This is a genomic window from Xanthobacter sp. BG11Y11_SDJG (assembly GCF_057364445.1).
In genome coordinates this window covers 16,632-31,245 of sequence record NZ_JBNFNU010000011.1, presented here as the reverse complement: position 1 = coordinate 31,245, position 14,614 = coordinate 16,632, and the positions used below count along the sequence as shown (strand labels likewise).

13 protein-coding genes and 1 pseudogene are annotated in these 14,614 nt (G+C 64.1%); 6 read left to right on the top strand and 8 right to left on the bottom strand.

Annotated elements, in window-relative coordinates; translation table 11 throughout:
* Positions 1-228 precede the first annotated feature (228 nt).
* The 4 genes from AC2W7M_RS02900 to AC2W7M_RS02885 all read right to left on the bottom strand — a co-directional run bounded on the left by AC2W7M_RS02900 (position 229) and on the right by AC2W7M_RS02885 (position 4,341).
* On the bottom strand, positions 229-1,440 hold the full coding sequence (locus tag AC2W7M_RS02900) for a CaiB/BaiF CoA transferase family protein (RefSeq protein WP_486129900.1): 1,212 nt from the start codon (positions 1,438-1,440) through the stop codon (positions 229-231).
* A 344-nt stretch (positions 1,441-1,784) separates the two neighbouring features.
* Complete coding sequence (locus tag AC2W7M_RS02895) at positions 1,785-2,801, bottom strand: class I adenylate-forming enzyme family protein (RefSeq protein ID WP_486129908.1); 1,017 nt, start codon at positions 2,799-2,801, stop codon at positions 1,785-1,787.
* Positions 2,783-3,301 carry an AMP-binding protein gene (locus tag AC2W7M_RS02890; protein WP_486129898.1) on the bottom strand — a complete coding sequence of 173 codons (519 nt, stop codon included), beginning with the start codon at positions 3,299-3,301 and terminating at the stop codon, positions 2,783-2,785. The genes AC2W7M_RS02895 and AC2W7M_RS02890 overlap by 19 nt, the downstream gene beginning before the upstream one ends.
* Positions 3,302-3,330: 29 nt before the next feature.
* A complete protein-coding gene (locus tag AC2W7M_RS02885; protein WP_486129896.1) occupies positions 3,331-4,341 on the bottom strand; it encodes a Bug family tripartite tricarboxylate transporter substrate binding protein in 1,011 nt (336 codons plus the stop codon).
* A gap of 842 nt (positions 4,342-5,183) precedes the next feature.
* Here AC2W7M_RS02885 and AC2W7M_RS02880 point away from each other — a divergent pair.
* From AC2W7M_RS02880 to AC2W7M_RS02855, 6 genes and pseudogenes are all read left to right on the top strand, one after another.
* Positions 5,184-5,453: a TRAP transporter small permease subunit gene (locus tag AC2W7M_RS02880; protein WP_486129906.1), complete on the top strand. Its 270-nt coding sequence runs from the start codon at positions 5,184-5,186 to the stop codon at positions 5,451-5,453.
* Between the two features lie 4 nt (positions 5,454-5,457).
* Positions 5,458-6,768, top strand: a complete 1,311-nt coding sequence (locus AC2W7M_RS02875; RefSeq protein ID WP_486129894.1) for a TRAP transporter large permease — start codon at positions 5,458-5,460, stop codon at positions 6,766-6,768.
* Positions 6,769-6,786: 18 nt separating this feature from the next.
* Positions 6,787-7,917 carry a C4-dicarboxylate TRAP transporter substrate-binding protein gene (locus AC2W7M_RS02870; protein WP_486129893.1) on the top strand — a complete coding sequence of 377 codons (1,131 nt, stop codon included), beginning with the start codon at positions 6,787-6,789 and terminating at the stop codon, positions 7,915-7,917.
* Positions 7,918-8,189: 272 nt separating this feature from the next.
* Positions 8,190-9,392, top strand: a complete 1,203-nt coding sequence (locus AC2W7M_RS02865) for a CaiB/BaiF CoA transferase family protein (protein ID WP_486129891.1) — start codon at positions 8,190-8,192, stop codon at positions 9,390-9,392.
* 146 nt (positions 9,393-9,538) lie between these two features.
* On the top strand, positions 9,539-10,465 hold the full coding sequence (locus AC2W7M_RS02860; RefSeq protein WP_486129889.1) for a Bug family tripartite tricarboxylate transporter substrate binding protein: 927 nt from the start codon (positions 9,539-9,541) through the stop codon (positions 10,463-10,465).
* A gap of 420 nt (positions 10,466-10,885) precedes the next feature.
* Positions 10,886-11,668: pseudogene (locus AC2W7M_RS02855) on the top strand (carboxymuconolactone decarboxylase family protein).
* A gap of 52 nt (positions 11,669-11,720) precedes the next feature.
* On the opposite strand, the gene AC2W7M_RS02850 reads toward AC2W7M_RS02855, so the two are convergent.
* The 4 genes from AC2W7M_RS02850 to AC2W7M_RS02835 form a co-directional block, all read right to left on the bottom strand.
* Positions 11,721-12,485, bottom strand: a complete 765-nt coding sequence (locus AC2W7M_RS02850) for an NUDIX hydrolase (RefSeq protein ID WP_486129887.1) — start codon at positions 12,483-12,485, stop codon at positions 11,721-11,723.
* A 44-nt stretch (positions 12,486-12,529) separates the two neighbouring features.
* Positions 12,530-12,892 (bottom strand): CoA transferase, encoded by a 363-nt coding sequence (locus AC2W7M_RS02845; protein WP_486129885.1) that lies wholly within the window; start codon positions 12,890-12,892, stop codon positions 12,530-12,532.
* Positions 12,864-13,793, bottom strand: coding sequence for a CaiB/BaiF CoA transferase family protein (locus AC2W7M_RS02840; protein WP_486129884.1), 930 nt, complete (start codon positions 13,791-13,793; stop codon positions 12,864-12,866). The genes AC2W7M_RS02845 and AC2W7M_RS02840 overlap by 29 nt, the downstream gene beginning before the upstream one ends.
* Before the next feature lie 90 nt (positions 13,794-13,883).
* Positions 13,884-14,324, bottom strand: coding sequence for a MaoC/PaaZ C-terminal domain-containing protein (locus AC2W7M_RS02835; protein WP_486129882.1), 441 nt, complete (start codon positions 14,322-14,324; stop codon positions 13,884-13,886).
* Positions 14,325-14,614: the final 290 nt, after the last annotated feature.

Here is a 14,614-nt window from a genome sequence, read left to right as displayed (position 1 = left end):
CCGTCCGACCCCATACGAGCCTCGGCGGCCTCTCGCCGTCGATGTTCGCCAGCCGGTCCCATGAGGACCAAAACCCAGCCGGGCCTAACTTATGACCGGCAGGAAAATGGGGAGCACGTCAGACATCCCGTTGGACGCCGCCCCGCGACCTCGCCCCGCCCCGGCGGGGCGCTGGGTTCGACGGAGTTCCGCTGGGTGCCCGGCCGCCGGAAAGGAACCGATGAGCGGTCAGCCCTGAACGAGGGCGCCGCTCTGGATCAGGCCATCGATCTCCGCGGCGGAATAGCCGAACTCCTGGAGCACGCTGGTGCTGTCGGCGCCGACCACGTCGGCCGGCTTTCCGATTGCCGCCGGCGTCTCGGAGAAGGCGATCGGTGATCGGAGGGTGGTGATCGGCCCGAACGTGGGGTGCTGCACCGGCTGGAAAAGCCCCCCCACCTTGAGATGCGGGTCCTCGAATAGGTCCGTCAGGCCGAGCACCGGCGCGACGGGGATATTGGCCGCCCGCAGCTTCTCGATCCAATAGCCGGTCTTCTGCAGTGCGAGGAACTCCGCGAGCATCCCGTAAAGCTCTTCGTAGTTCGCGCTCCGGGCGCTGTGGCTGGAGAATCGCGGATCTTCCGCAAGATCGGGCGCCCCACCGATGACGAAGAAGTCGCGCCAATTCTTGTCGTGGTAGGGCAGCGCGCAGACATATCCGTCAAGGGTGCGATGGGGCTTGCGCAGCTGGGAAAGCACCCGCGCATAGCCCATCTCCTCATCCGGGCCGAAGGTGCGGTTTCCCAGATGCTCGACCATCAGGAACTGCACCATCGTCTCGAACATGGGCACTTCCACCTGCTGGCCCTGCCCCGTCCGCTGCTGGTGGAGCAAGGCGGCCAGAAGGGCATAGGCGAGCGCGAGGCCGCAAACCTTGTCGGCGATCGTCGTGGGAAAGAAGCGTGGCTCCCCGGCGAGATTCGACGCGATGCTGGCAAGGCCGCACAGGCCCTGGATGAGATCGTCATAGGCCGGGTCGTCGCCATAGGGCCCGTCGGCCGTGTATCCATAGGCGCCCGCATAGACGATGTCGGGCTTGACCGCGCGCACGCTGTCATAGTCCAGCCCCAGCCGGGCGATGGCCTTCGGACGCAGCGCATGGACGAACGCATCCGCGCGCCCGATGATGCTCAAGAGCACCTGTCGCGCGTCCGGCTTCTTCAGGTCGAGCGTGACCAGGCGCTTGCCGCGGTTCAGGTTGAGATGGATCGGCCCCATGCCGACGTCGCCATGCTTGCCGACATAGCGCATGATGTCGCCCTCGGGGGACTCGATCTTGATGACCTCCGCTCCCAGGTCGGCCATTATTTGCATCGCATAAGGCCCCATGATCACGGCGGTGAGATCGACGATCCTCAAACCGTGAAGCGGGCCGCGAGAAAGTGTTGAAGCGCTTGTCATGCCGGTTACCGTCGTAGGCCTTGCGTGTTTCAGTGAAAGGCGGGGTGTTGTGGAGCGCGATCCGGGCAAACCGTGGCCGCTGGCTTGGTGGATCGTCCCGTCAGATGAAGATCGAAGACGCGCGCTCTCGTGCCGCCGCCCCGGACGCCCGATGCAGCAAGCGCCATGCCATGCGCGTCACCACCCGGCTTGCTTGAGATCGACGCCGCCCGGCATGCGAATATTGTCTTCTGCGCGGACAGATCCTTCCCCTCACGTCCACGCCCAAGACACCGTGTGCCGGGCGCCAAACGCGCCAAGCACCATCATCCCCGCGGATCCCGGAAGGCATGAAAAGCGCCGGATCAGTCCGAGAGACCGGCCAGCCTCCGCTCCAGCAGGTGCCGCATGATCTTTCCGGTCAGTGAGCGCGGCATGTCCTCCTGCGCGATGAAGTGGATTTCCCGCGGCACCTTGTACGACGCGATCTTGGCGCGACAGGCGCCGATGAGGTCGTCTGCGGAGAGTTGGGCCGCGCGTGCCGCGACGAAGGCGACCGGCACCTCGCCCCAGCGAGGATCCGGCTTGCGGACGATGGCCACGTCGGCGACCAATGGGTGGGCCAGCAGCACGCGCTCTATTTCCGCCGGATAGATGTTCTCGCCGCCGGATTTTATCAGGTATTTCCGGCGATCGACGTAATCCAGTGTCCCATCCGGATTGCGTCTCAGGACATCTCCCATGTGGAACCAGCCGTCGCGGAAGCATTCCGCGTTCGCTTCCGGATTGCGCCAATAGCCCGAGAAGAGCGAGGGACCACGGAAGGCGACCTCGCCGGGCGTGCCGTCCGGCACCTCGCGTCCATCGTCATCGACGAGCCGAACCAGGCACAGCGAGCTCTGCGTCTTGCTGAAGGACGTCGGCGCGACCCCGATGGGAATGCGACCGGCAGAGGCCGGCGCCATGCCGGTCTCGGTTGATCCGAACGTGTTGCGGAAGGGCGCACGAAGCAGCGTCGTGATCTCGGCGATCTCGTCGGGCGGAACGAGGTCCGGCATCGCTCCGATCGCGGCGATACCCTTGGGCTCCAAACGCATCTCGCGGGCCAGCAAGATGACCTGGGCGATGGTGCCCGGCATCAGCGATAACGTGCCAAGTTCCTCGCGCGCGGCGATCTCCAGCAGGCGCGCCGGATCAAAGCCGTTCAGCAGGATGACCTTCCCGCCATGGAGGAGCGTCGGCACCACATTGTCCAGGGCGGCCATGTGGAACATCGGCGACCAGGCCGCAAACGTGCTGCCCGGGATGATATTGCGATCCTGGACCCCCATGGCGCCGCGCGCGATCGTGGCGCGATGGCTGATCACGGCCCCTTTCGGCAGGCCGGTGGTGCCCGACGTGTAGAGAATGGAAAGGCCGTCCTCGGGATGCGCCTGGCTAGCCAGGTCCCCCCCGTTTCGGCCGCAAGCAGCGCCTCGTACTCGGGACCGAGGAGGAGGCGCTTTCCGTCATAGCCGCTCGCGTCGAGCCGATCGCGGAAACGCTCCGACACCAGCATCAGGCGTGGCTCGGCCAAGGCGATGCAGTGTGCCAGCTCGTCCGCGGACTGGCGCCAGTTCTGGCAGGCGAGGATCGCGCCGAGGCTGGCGCAGGCCAGCAGCGCCTCCACATATTCGTGCCGGTTCTCCGAGAGGATGCCGACCCGATCGCCGCGCCCAAGGCCCAGTCGGCTGAGCGACCGCGCGAGGCGGCTCCCACGGTCGCTCAGCTCAGCATAGGTCATCATCCGCCCCCCCTGATCGAGGGCGACGGATGCGCCGCTTCTGCGGACGCGCTCCTGAAACAGCTCGGCGACCGTCACCAGGCCGGCGGCCTGAGCCACTTGGGAATCGAGATCTATGACAGTCATCGCTATTGCGGCTTGATGTTTGCGGCTCTGATCAGATCCCCCCACTGCGCCGTGTCGGTGGCGAGGCGCTCGCGCAGGACGCTGGCGTTGCCCGGCTGCATGACGACGCCCCGTTCCGCCGCCCTCTTGGCGATCTCAGGGTCGCGCGCGGCGCGCTCCAGCGCGGCCGTCAGAACCTGCGCCACCGCGTCGGGGGTGCCAGCGGGCGCAAACAGCCCTTGCCAGAAAGTTCCGTAGACCCCCGGCACCTTCTCGGCCGCGGCGGGGGTATCCGGCAGGATGGAGACCCGGTTGGGGGAGGACACCGCGATGGCGAAGGCGGTACCGTCCTGGATCAGAGGGACCGCATCGATCGGCGTCGCGAAGGTCGCCGCGATGCGCCCCCCTCTCAGATCGATCATTGTCGGCGCGGCGCCCGTGTAAGGGATCGGCACGACGCTAATCCCGGCCTTGCGTGACAGCATTTCGATCAGCAGATGGTTCACCGCCCCGGTGCCCGAGCTGCCCATCTCCAGCGCGCCCGGATTTGCGCGCGCATAGGCGACGAATTCGTCCAGGCTCCGAACCGGCAAGGTCGCCCGGACGATCAGCACGAATGGGCTGTCATAGGCCATGCCGAGCGGGCGAAGCTCCGTCTGCGGGTCGCGCGGCTGGAGGTTGGGCTGCAACGCCGGATTGATGGCGAGGCTGGTCGTGCCCATGAGCAGCGTGTAGCCGTCGGGCGCAGACCGGGCGACGAAGGCCGACGCGATCGACGTCGCCGCGCCGACACGGTTCTCCACGACGACCGCCTGCCCCAGATCGCGCGACATATGTTCGGCGATCAACCGTGTCATCGTATCGCTCAGGCCGCCCGGCGAATACCCGATGACGATCTTGATGGGGCGGGCCGGGTAGCCGTCCTGGGCTGCCGCAGCCTGCACCAGCGCGGGAAGTCCGATGCCAGCCGCCAGAAACAGGCGCCTCGAAATCGCGCCGGACGGAACGGCGCGCAAAGCTTGCGGCATCGTCATCGGTCCTGCCCGGCGTTCGACTTCTCAAGCCGCATCGTCATCACAGAGCTCTCCGTTTTCCTTTTTACGACCACCCAGCGCGCCCGGCTTGCCGGGTACATTCCGGGTCCAGGCTTATGCAAGGGATACGCCAGCCAGAAAGCGCGCCCTATCTCAATAATAAACAACAGGTTTCCATGAACTGCGGACCCTTGTGTGTCTGTCGGAGCGACATGGTTTGCAGCGCTGTCGTCTGCGCCTACAGGGCAGTCAAGCATCGGCACAGTCAAGACGGCGGGCCCCCAATGCGCGGCCTCTTTGCACGGCGCGACCGAACCATGAACCTATAGCTTTAGAGCCAGAGATATACTTGCATAGGTTGCCGGCCTTTCGCAACCACCGGCCATCCCGTTTTCCATTCCGGGGCTTCCGCGACGAGAGCTCTACATGGTCCGGCCCTTGTTTCCGGCGCGGACACACGATCGGCCAACTGTCGCCGAGCAAGACATGCTTGAACCCTTTTCTGCTCAACGACGTCCGCGCAGGCAATGGTTTGTCACCATTCCAGGGGTTGGCACAAAGTTTGCGCTAAGTGTCGCATCTCACACCGAGAACGTCGATAAAGCCGACAGAACAGGGAGGAAACGGATGGAGGCCGGGCTAAGCAAGATCACTCAAACACTTCTCCTGATTGCCGCGGGGTCTTGCGTCGGCATGCTGGTGCTCGTCAATATCGACATTACTCTGAAATATACTATCAACCAGCCGATCCCAGGAGCCCTGGAGATCGTGTCCTATTATTTCATGCCGATTATTGTGTTCTGCTCGTTCGCGCATATTCAGCGGCATCGCCTGAATATTGAATCAGCCTGTTCACCGACCTTCTCCCTCGGCCGATCGCGGCAGCGATCGAGAACGTGGCCCGCCTCGCCTCCCTCTTCTACCTCGCAGTTTTCGTCTGGGCTTCGACGCGGACAGCGCTCGAGACGATGTCGGTTGGCACGACGACCGGCATCGTCGGCTATGACCTGGCCATTTGGCCGTCGCGGTGGGCCGTGCCGATCAGCATCGGGGCTACCTTCCTTTGGATTCTTCTTCAGCTCCGAGGCGGGCGTCGGAAGGCGGCGGTGTGAGAAGATGACATCCCTTGCCATCGGTTTCTGGGGGCTGGGCGCCCTGCTTGTCCTCATCGCGATCCGTGTTCCGATCGGCATCGCTCTCGGTCTGGTTTCCATGATCGGCATCGGTGCTATCCGCGGCCCTCAGGCCGCGATCGGCGCCATCGGCAATCTGCCCTATGAATTCGTCGCCCACTGGTCGCTGTCGGCCGTTCCCATGTTTCTGCTCATGGGCGCGGTCGCGTTCCACACCGGCCTGACCGGATCCCTGTACGAAGCGGCCCGCGTCTGGCTGAGCCGGGTGCCCGGTGGACTCGCGGTAGCGACGAACTTCGCGAGCGCCGCCTTCGCCTGCGTTTCCGGTTCGAGCATGGCGACCGCAGCGGCGATGGGCCGCCTCGCCATTCCCGAGATGCTCAAGTCTCGGTACGATCCAGGCCTTGCCACCGCGGTTGTCGCCGCCAGCGGAACGCTCGGGTCGCTCATCCCGCCCAGCATTCTGATGGTCATCTACGGCATCTTCACCGAACAGCCGATCAATCGTCTGCTCATCGCGGGTATCCTTCCGGGGGTGCTGACGGCGGCCGTCTACACGGCGCTCATCATCGGCCGATGCATGGTCAACCCCGCTCTGGCGCCGCGCATCACCGACGTGGTGACCTGGTCGGATCGACTTGATGCCCTCAAGAAGGTCTGGCCAACGCCGGTGCTGGTGTTGAGCATCGTCGGGAGCATCTATTCGGGCCTCGCGACGGCGACCGAGGCGGCGGCGTTCGGAGCCCTGGCGGCATGCTTGATCGCGCTTGGCCAGAGACGCCTCACATGGACCACGCTTCGCGAGAGCATCAAGGAGACGGCGGTCAGCACGGGCAGCATCTTCTTCGTCGCGATCGGGGCCATCCTCCTAACCCGCTTTCTGGCCTTGAGCGGCGTGCCGAAATTCATGGCCGACGGGATCATCGAACTCGGCCTCAACCCTCTTACGGTCATCGTTGGCGCATCGGTGATCTATTTGATCCTGGGCATGTTCCTCGATCCTCTCGGATTGATGCTGGTGACGCTTCCGGTCCTGCTGCCGCTGTTCCAGAAGCTCCACATGGATCTGGTTTGGATCGGCGTGCTGGTCATCAAATACCTTGAGATCGGCCTCATCACCCCGCCTGTCGGCCTGAACGCCTACGTCGTCAGCAGCGTCGCCGGCGACAAGGTCTCGCTGCTCACCATCTTCAAGGGACTGCTCTGGTTCGTCGCTGCCGAATTCTTCATTGTGGCAGTACTCATCAAGTATCCCGAGATCAGCCTATATCTTCCAGACCTAATGGGCCTGTAAAAACATGGAGGAAACGTCATGACCATTCGAGTGGCAACAAGACTGCCTGGTCGGCTCGCACTGGCTCTCGCTTGCCTGGTCGGCCTGGGCGCCGCCAATGCGAACGCTCAGGCCAGTCTGACCTATACGAATTATCTTCCGCCGAGCCACGCGTCGAACCGCTATGCCCTGGAGCCCATGTTCAAGGCGCTCGAACAGAAGACTGGCGGGAAGGTTAAGATCACCCTGCAGCCCGGCGGCGCCCTCGTCGACGGGAGAGGAACCCTCACCGCGCTGCGCGACGGCCTCGCCGATGGCGGCTTCGTCGTATCGATCTACGCGCAGAACGAGTTGCCGATGAATGCGGGATTGAGCGATCTCGCCTTCTACATGCGCGATCCGCTCTCCGTCACAGGCGCCGTGAATGAAATGGTGCTGCTGAACTGCCCGCAATGCCTGGCGGAATACAAGAAATACAAGGTCATCTATTTTGGGGCCTACTCGACGACGCCGTACAAGCTGATGTGCACGAAGCCTGTGACGTCGCTGGCCGGCGTGAAGGGGCTGAAGCTGCGCGCGCCCGGCAGCGCGCTCGCGCGATGGGCCACGCGCATCCAGGCCATTCCGGTCAACATCGAGAATGCCGAAGCCTATGAGGCCATGCAGCGCGGCCAGATCGACTGCGTGCTCGGCTCGGTCGCATGGCTGGAGACATTGTCCCTCGGGGACGTCGCCAAATATGTGCTGGACCTGTCTCAGGGCGGATACTTCGGCGGCGCGCTCATCGCGATGAACGCCGACAGCTGGGCCGGGCTTTCGGCGAGCGACAGGAAGGCTTTCGCCGAGCTCGTTCCCACCTACCTGGCCAAGCTCGCGATCGGCTATGCCCACGACGACGCGCAGGTGCTCGAACGCGCGAAATCGAAGAGCGTAACCCTGTCGAAGCCGGACCAGGCCTTCCAGGACGCGTTGGCCGCGCATCGGGCCGCGGAGTTCGATGAAGCCGTCGCGACGGCCAAGAAGCGCGGCGTGGCCAATCCGGAGCCCGTCCTGCGGACGTTCCTTGATCTGCTCAAGAAGTGGGAGCGCATCGTCGACGAGACGGGCACCGACGAGGCCAAGTACGAAGCCGCGCTCCGTCGCGAAATCTACGACAAGGCCAAGTTCTGAACACGAGCGAGCGTTCGGCCCGCGCGCCGCGCTCTGTGGGGCGATCGCCTGCGCAGGATGCGGATGAACGATGGCATGCGCGGAGGCGCTCCGCGCATGCCTGACGAGAAGCGCTCCGGAGACCGGCCGGAGCCCGCAGCGATCATGAACGGACCGGGCCGTCGTTGCCCGCAAGGCAGGCGGCGCGGCTCCGGGATTCGCGAAGCCGCGCCACACCGGTTGAACACGAGCGATCGAGCCGAACTCTTCTTGCGCGAAGCGATGGAATAACAATGGCGACGAATCCCCCGCCTCTGTCCGGCATCCGTGTGGTCGACATGACGTCGCTCGGCATGGGGCCGTTGGCCGGCCAGATCCTCGGCGACTACGGCGCGGACGTCATCAAGCTCGAGCCGATCGAGGGAGATATCTTCCGCCATGTCCTGCCGCGACGGTCCGCGGGCATGAGCCATGCCTTCATCCAGTTCAACCGGAACAAGCGCAGCCTGGCCCTGGACCTCAAGTCATCTCAGGGCAAGGAGGTCATGCGCCGGTTGCTGGAGACCGCCGACGTGCTGCTTTCGAATCTCCGGCCCGGCGCCATGCGGCGGCTGGGCCTCGACGAAGCGGGGCTGCGCGCGATCAAGCCGGATCTGATCTTCTGCGCCTGCTACGGATACTCCGAAAAGGGCCCCTATGCCGGCCGTCCCGCCGCCGACGACACCATCCAGGCTGCCTCAGGGCTCGCAGGGTTGCAGCAGATGGCGACCGGAGCCTTTCAGTTCGTCCCGAGCGTGGTCGCCGACAAGGCCGTGGGCCAGGCGGCGGTGAACGCGGTCATGGCGGCGATCATTCACCGCATGAAGACGGGTCATGGCCAGTCGATCGAGGTGCCCATGTTCGAGACCATGGTCGCCTTTGTGATGCCCGAACACATGGCGGGGCGCACGTTCGAGCCGCCCCTCGGGGAGGCCGGCTATTCGCGCATCATCAACGCCCATCGGCGCCCCTTGCGCACCAAGGACGGCCATCTGTGCGTGCTGCCCTACACCACAGCGCAATGGCTCCGTTTCCTCGCGCTGATTGGACGCGACGATCTCGCCAACGATCCCAGCATCGCCGATCCGGTCGAGCGCAGCCGACGCTTTGAGGAACTCTATCAAGTGATCGAGGCGGCCATGCCCGCGCGGTCCACGGATGACTGGATAGACGTCCTGATCGCGGAGGACATCCTCTTCAGCAAGGTCAATATGCCGGCCGATCTCTTCGATGATCCGCACCTCTCCGCCATGAACATGTTCCCCGTTCTGGAGCACCCGACGGAAGGAACGCTACGGCTGCTCGGATTTCCCATTCAGTTCTCGGAAACGCAGCCCGAGCTGCGGCAGCTTCCGCCGAAGCTGGGACAGCATACCCGCGCTGTCCTCGCCGAACTGGGGTTCAACGAGACCGTCATCACGATGATGGAAAAGGCCGGCCAAGTCCTGTGCGCCTGAACGGCGCCGGTCTCGCTGAGGATTGAGGTCCACCGCGAACCGTCCGCGCCGCGCCGTCGAACGGATCGGCGAATGTGCTTACCAGGGAGGAAAATATGAATAGAAGAGACTTTCAAAAGGCTTGCGTCCTGGCATTGCTCAGCATAGTGTCGGCTCCCGCCGCCCAGGCTGCCGACTATCCGACACGGTCCATTCGCCTGATCGTGCCCTTTGCGCCGGGGGGGCCGACAGACCTGCTGTCCCGGGCCTATGGCAGCGCCCTGTCGAAGATCCTGAAGCAGCCAGTGGTCGTGGACAACAAGCCCGGCGCAGGCGGGAACATCGGCGTCAATGCCATCGTGCAGGCGCCGCCGGACGGCTATACGATCGGGGTTGCCACCAACGGCCCGCTCGCCATCAACGTCACCCTCTTCAAGAATTTGCCGTACAACCCGACCACGGACATCGCGCCCATTACGCGTCTCGTCTTCCTCCCGAATGTGATTGTCGTCACTCCGGCCATGGGAGCGCAGACATTCGGGGAGCTCATTCGTCTCATCAAGGAAAATCCCGGCAAGTACAGCTATGGCTCCGGCGGCAGCGGCACCAGTCAGCACATGGCGGGCGAGAGGCTGAAGGTCATGGCCGATCTCAACCTAATGCACGTGGCCTATCGCGGCGAGGCGCCGGCGATCGTCGACCTCATGGGCGGACAGACGTCCATGGCCATCAGCAGTCTCGCGGCCAGCCTGCCCCAGATCAAGGCCGGGCGCCTGATCCCCCTCGCGGTGACGTCAACTGAGCGCAGCCCCATCCTTCCCGATGTGCCGACCGTAGCGGAAAGCGGCTTTCCCGGCTATGAGGGCGTGGCCTGGTACGGCATCGTCGCGCCCGCCAAGACGCCGCCGGAAATCATCGAGATTCTTCACAAGGCGAGTCTCGAGGCCTTCCAGTCAGACACGATGCAAGAGACCATCAAAACGATCAACGCCACGCTGGCGCCGACGACCCCGCAGGAATTTGGCGCCTTCATCCGCTCGGAGATCGATCGGTGGGCGCCCATCGTGAAGGCCTCGGGCGCGACCGCGGATTGAACCGGCTTCCCTCTCGCAGAATGACTCGGGCAGATTGCCGCAAACGATGATCCGCCCGGGACACGACGCGGCGAAGCGTTGCATCGGTCGGCTGGGACCGACAGGTGACCTGAGCCCCGTTCCTGCTCCGGTTTGGGGGAAAGCGTGCGGGTTGTTGATCCGAGGCCGTTCGCCGGACCGCCGGACGTTCGCGTTTCCGGCCCTGTTCACGGCGGCGGGCCGGGAGCGCGGCCGGAGTCCTGCGACGCGATCGGATGCTAATGACCGATGGACCCATGCGGTCAGATTCTCGTTATAGCATCGGCGCCGGCCTCCACCTTTTCGGCCCGCCTCCTTGGTCCGCACGCTACTTTCGATACCAATGAAAATGACTCATAAGCCCTATTGCGTTTCTCGGCTTAGCAGCTGAAAGAGGGCCGAATGAAGATACTCGTCGCCATCACTCTCGTTGCTGCGATGGCATCGCCATCGCTCGCGCAAACCAATAACAAGAGCACCGTTATGCCACAGACGCTGACCAATGAGGATGTGCGGGCGGTCTCGCCGGCGCTCGATCGCTACATGCGGCAGACGATGGACGGCGATCTCTGGCAGCGCCCGCAGCTGTCGCCGCGGGACCGGAGCGTCGTCACGCTGGCGGTGCTGATCTCCCGCGGACACTCCGTCGATCTGGCGCGACAGGTGCGTCGGGCGATGGACAATGGCTTGACCGCAGCCGAGATCTCTGAAATCATTACGTATCTCGTCTTCTATTCGGGTCTTGCCAATGCCCAGCTGGCGGTCCTCGAGGCCAAGCAGGTCTTTGGCGAACGCGGCATTGGCTCCAACCAGCTTCCCGCGGCAAGCCCAAAACTTCTGCCGATCGACGAGACTACCGAAGCAAAGCGCGCGGCGGCGGTTGAACAGAGTGTCGGCTCGGTGTCGCCAGGGTTGGTGAAGTTCACCGGCGAACTCCTTTTCCAGGACCTCTGGCTGCGGCCTGATCTTGCCCCGCGTGACCGCAGCCTGGTCACGGTGGCGAGCCTGATCGCCAATGGCCAGGTCGGGCAGATACCCTTTCACTTGAACAGGGCGATGGACAACGGGCTGACCAAGGAGTAGGCCGGCGAAGCAATTGCGCAGGTCGCGTTCGACGCGGGGTGGCCGAACGCCTTTTCCGCAGTGCCCGTGGCAGCGGACGTCTTCAAGAGTCGCGCCAAATAACCGTCACAGACACTGTGCCAGACCGTCCTTCTAGGGCAGGCTGGGCGGATCTTCAGCGGCGAAAACTCACCCCATATCCGGCTTCAGGGGGAATCCGGAGGAACACGGAGCCGTCCGCTCCTTGAACATATACCGGCGCGACCGTTACTACCTGGGTCCGCGCGATCCGCTCGAAGACGTCTTGGACGCTATGACTTTGCGCCAAACGCAGAAGGTTCATCCGGGTGGGAAACATCAACTTATATGCGCGCGCCAGCTCGCCGGAAGCTGCCAATCCGGGCGACAGCCATTTGAGTTCCTGGACCTCGGCGCGGCTGGCTACGTCCAGATCCTGCTTTGGTGAACGGGCCGCAAAGAAGTGCGTGTCGAATCGCTTCGGCCGGCCGAGCGGGGTGATCCAATGCGCGAACCGCTGCAGCTCGCCAATACGCGGGCGCAGGCCCTCTCGGGCGAGGAGGCGTCCGAACCCACCGCTCTCATAGCCGCGCCGCAGTGCCTTGACTTCATCGTTCTCCAGTTCCCGCCCCTGCCGCTCGGCGAAAAGGACGCCGCACTCCTCAAATGATTCTCGGATCGCGGCGATCTTCAGTGCCAGATCTGTCTTGCCCTGCTCATCCAGGTCGGGCGCGAGCTCCTGAGCGAGGCTCTCGGCGATGGCGATGTCGCCGTCTTCGACGCATCCGCCCGGAAATACGATCGCGCCCGCCGCAAACGACATGACATTGCTGCGGACCTGCATGAGGACCTGAAGATCGCGTTCACGGCCGTCACGCAAGAGAACGAGCGAAGCTGCCAAACGGGGAGAGGGGGCTGTCATCGAGGCAATTCCTATCCGCAAATCTGTCGAAGGACCCCGCCCGTCTATGTGCCGGGCCGCTCTTGTGGCGAAGGCAGGCGCACGACCCCCGCGCTCACCAGCTTTTGGATTTCAGTGGGCGAATAGCCCAACTCGCCCAGCACTGAGGAGGAGTGCTCGCCAAGGGCAGGGGCGGCGGCGCATGAAGGCTCCTCCTCGATGGAGGGCGTCCCGGGGATGCTGATGACCGGAAGGCTTCCGAAGCCGCGATAATCCACATCGGCATATGCTCGGACGCTTTGAACGTGCTCGTTCTGCAGCCACTCGCCGTAGTTCAAGATATCCTCCGCCATCACGCCTGCATCCTGGAGCTTTTGGATCCAGTCCGCCTTCCGCGATTTAATGAATTCCGCGCGGATTTCCCGCAACAGCGCGTTCCTGTGCTCGACCGCAGTTCGGTGCTGGCAAAACGCGGATCGTCCCGCAGGTCAGGCCGTCCAATAATGTCGCAAAGAGCTCGGAATGCGCATTGCGCATGGCGCTCACGAGCATGCGGCCATCCCTCGCGTCGAAGATGCCCGACGGCACGTACTGGGGCGGCGGACTGGCCCCCTCGACCTTGAACTCCATGATCTTCGGCGCCTGAAGCGCCGCCGCGCTCTGCATCAGGCTCGAATCGATGAAGCTGCCTTCCTTGAAGCGCATCTGCCGGACGATGGCCGCGCTCAAGGCCTGGTAGGCGTAAAGGCCGGTGGCGATGTCGATGAACACCATGTTGGAACGGTGGGGCAGGCCGTCGGCTCCCGCATTCATGACCATCATCCCGGAGAAGGCCTGGATCAGGCCATCCACCGCGGGGCGCTCCCGATAAGGCCCCGCCTGCCCGAAACCGGAAACCGAGGCGTAGACGATGTCGTCCCGGTGCTTCCGGAGGCTGTCATAGTCAAGGCCGATGCGCGAGGCCACGCCCGGCCGGAAGCTCTCGACAAAGACGTCGCATTGCGCGGCTAGGCGGCGGCTGATCTCCTGCCCCTCCTCCCGCCTGAGATCGAAGGCGATGGAGCGCTTGCCGCGATTGAAGGCGAGATAGTGGATGGAATAGTCGCCCGACGGGCGACCCAGGACCCGGCACCAGTCCCCGTCCGGCGGCTCGACCTTGATGACGTCCGCTCCGTGCAGCGCCAGAAGCATGGTGGCATGCGGCCCCGCAATGCCTTGGCTCGCATCGTAGACCCGAACGCCCTCGAATGCCTTGCGACCGCCCATGTCAGGTTCCCGCTCATCTCTCAGTGGTGAAATTGCGCCAAGCCAGGAACAGCCAAGCAGCATCGATTGACCGAGGGTGGAGTCTCGTGCGCCGCAGATCAGCTCTCGCAGGCCGGAGGCGGTCGTTCGTCTAACGGATGGCGGTCGGCGAGGTCACTGCGGCCGGCGGCGGTAGAGGATCGTCGCCCGCATCGCCTGGGCCACCGTGCCGTCCTGCTTCACGCACTTGCGCTCGAAAGTGACGACGCCGCGATCGGCCTTGCTGGTCTCTTTCTTGGCCACCACCGTCGACAGGAGGCGGATGGTGTCGCCGTGCATCACGGGCTTGAGCATGCGCCACTCGTCGATCTGGAGCAGCGCCAGCAGCGTGCCGTCGTTGATGCCGCTGGCATATTGCAGGCCGCCCATGATGGCGTAGATCAGTGGCCCATGGGCAATGGGCTCGCCGAAGTCCGTCGTCTTGCAGTACTCGAAATTCGTGTGCACCTCGTTGAAGTCACCGGACAGGCAGGCGAAGTTGACGATATCGGTGCTGGTGACGGTGCGCGCCGGGCTCTCAAGCGTCTGGCCGATCTCGAAATCCTCGAAATACATGCCGCGCTTCTTCTGCTCACTCGAAGACATGTCGCGTTCCTCGCCTTGATTGAATGGTGCCGCGTGACTACCTGGGCTGGTTCGCCAGGATGACCGTGCCGTGGGAGGACAGGATGCCGCCCTCGTTGTGGACGAGGGCCACGTTGGCGCCCTCGACCTGCCGCGCGCCCTGTCCGCCGCGCAGCTGACGCACCGCCTCCACGATCCCGAAAAAGGCCGCCAGCCGCGCCCCGCGTGCGCGTGGGACAGCATGCCGCCGGGTTTTTTTTTTTTTTGTTCACCGGCAGCGC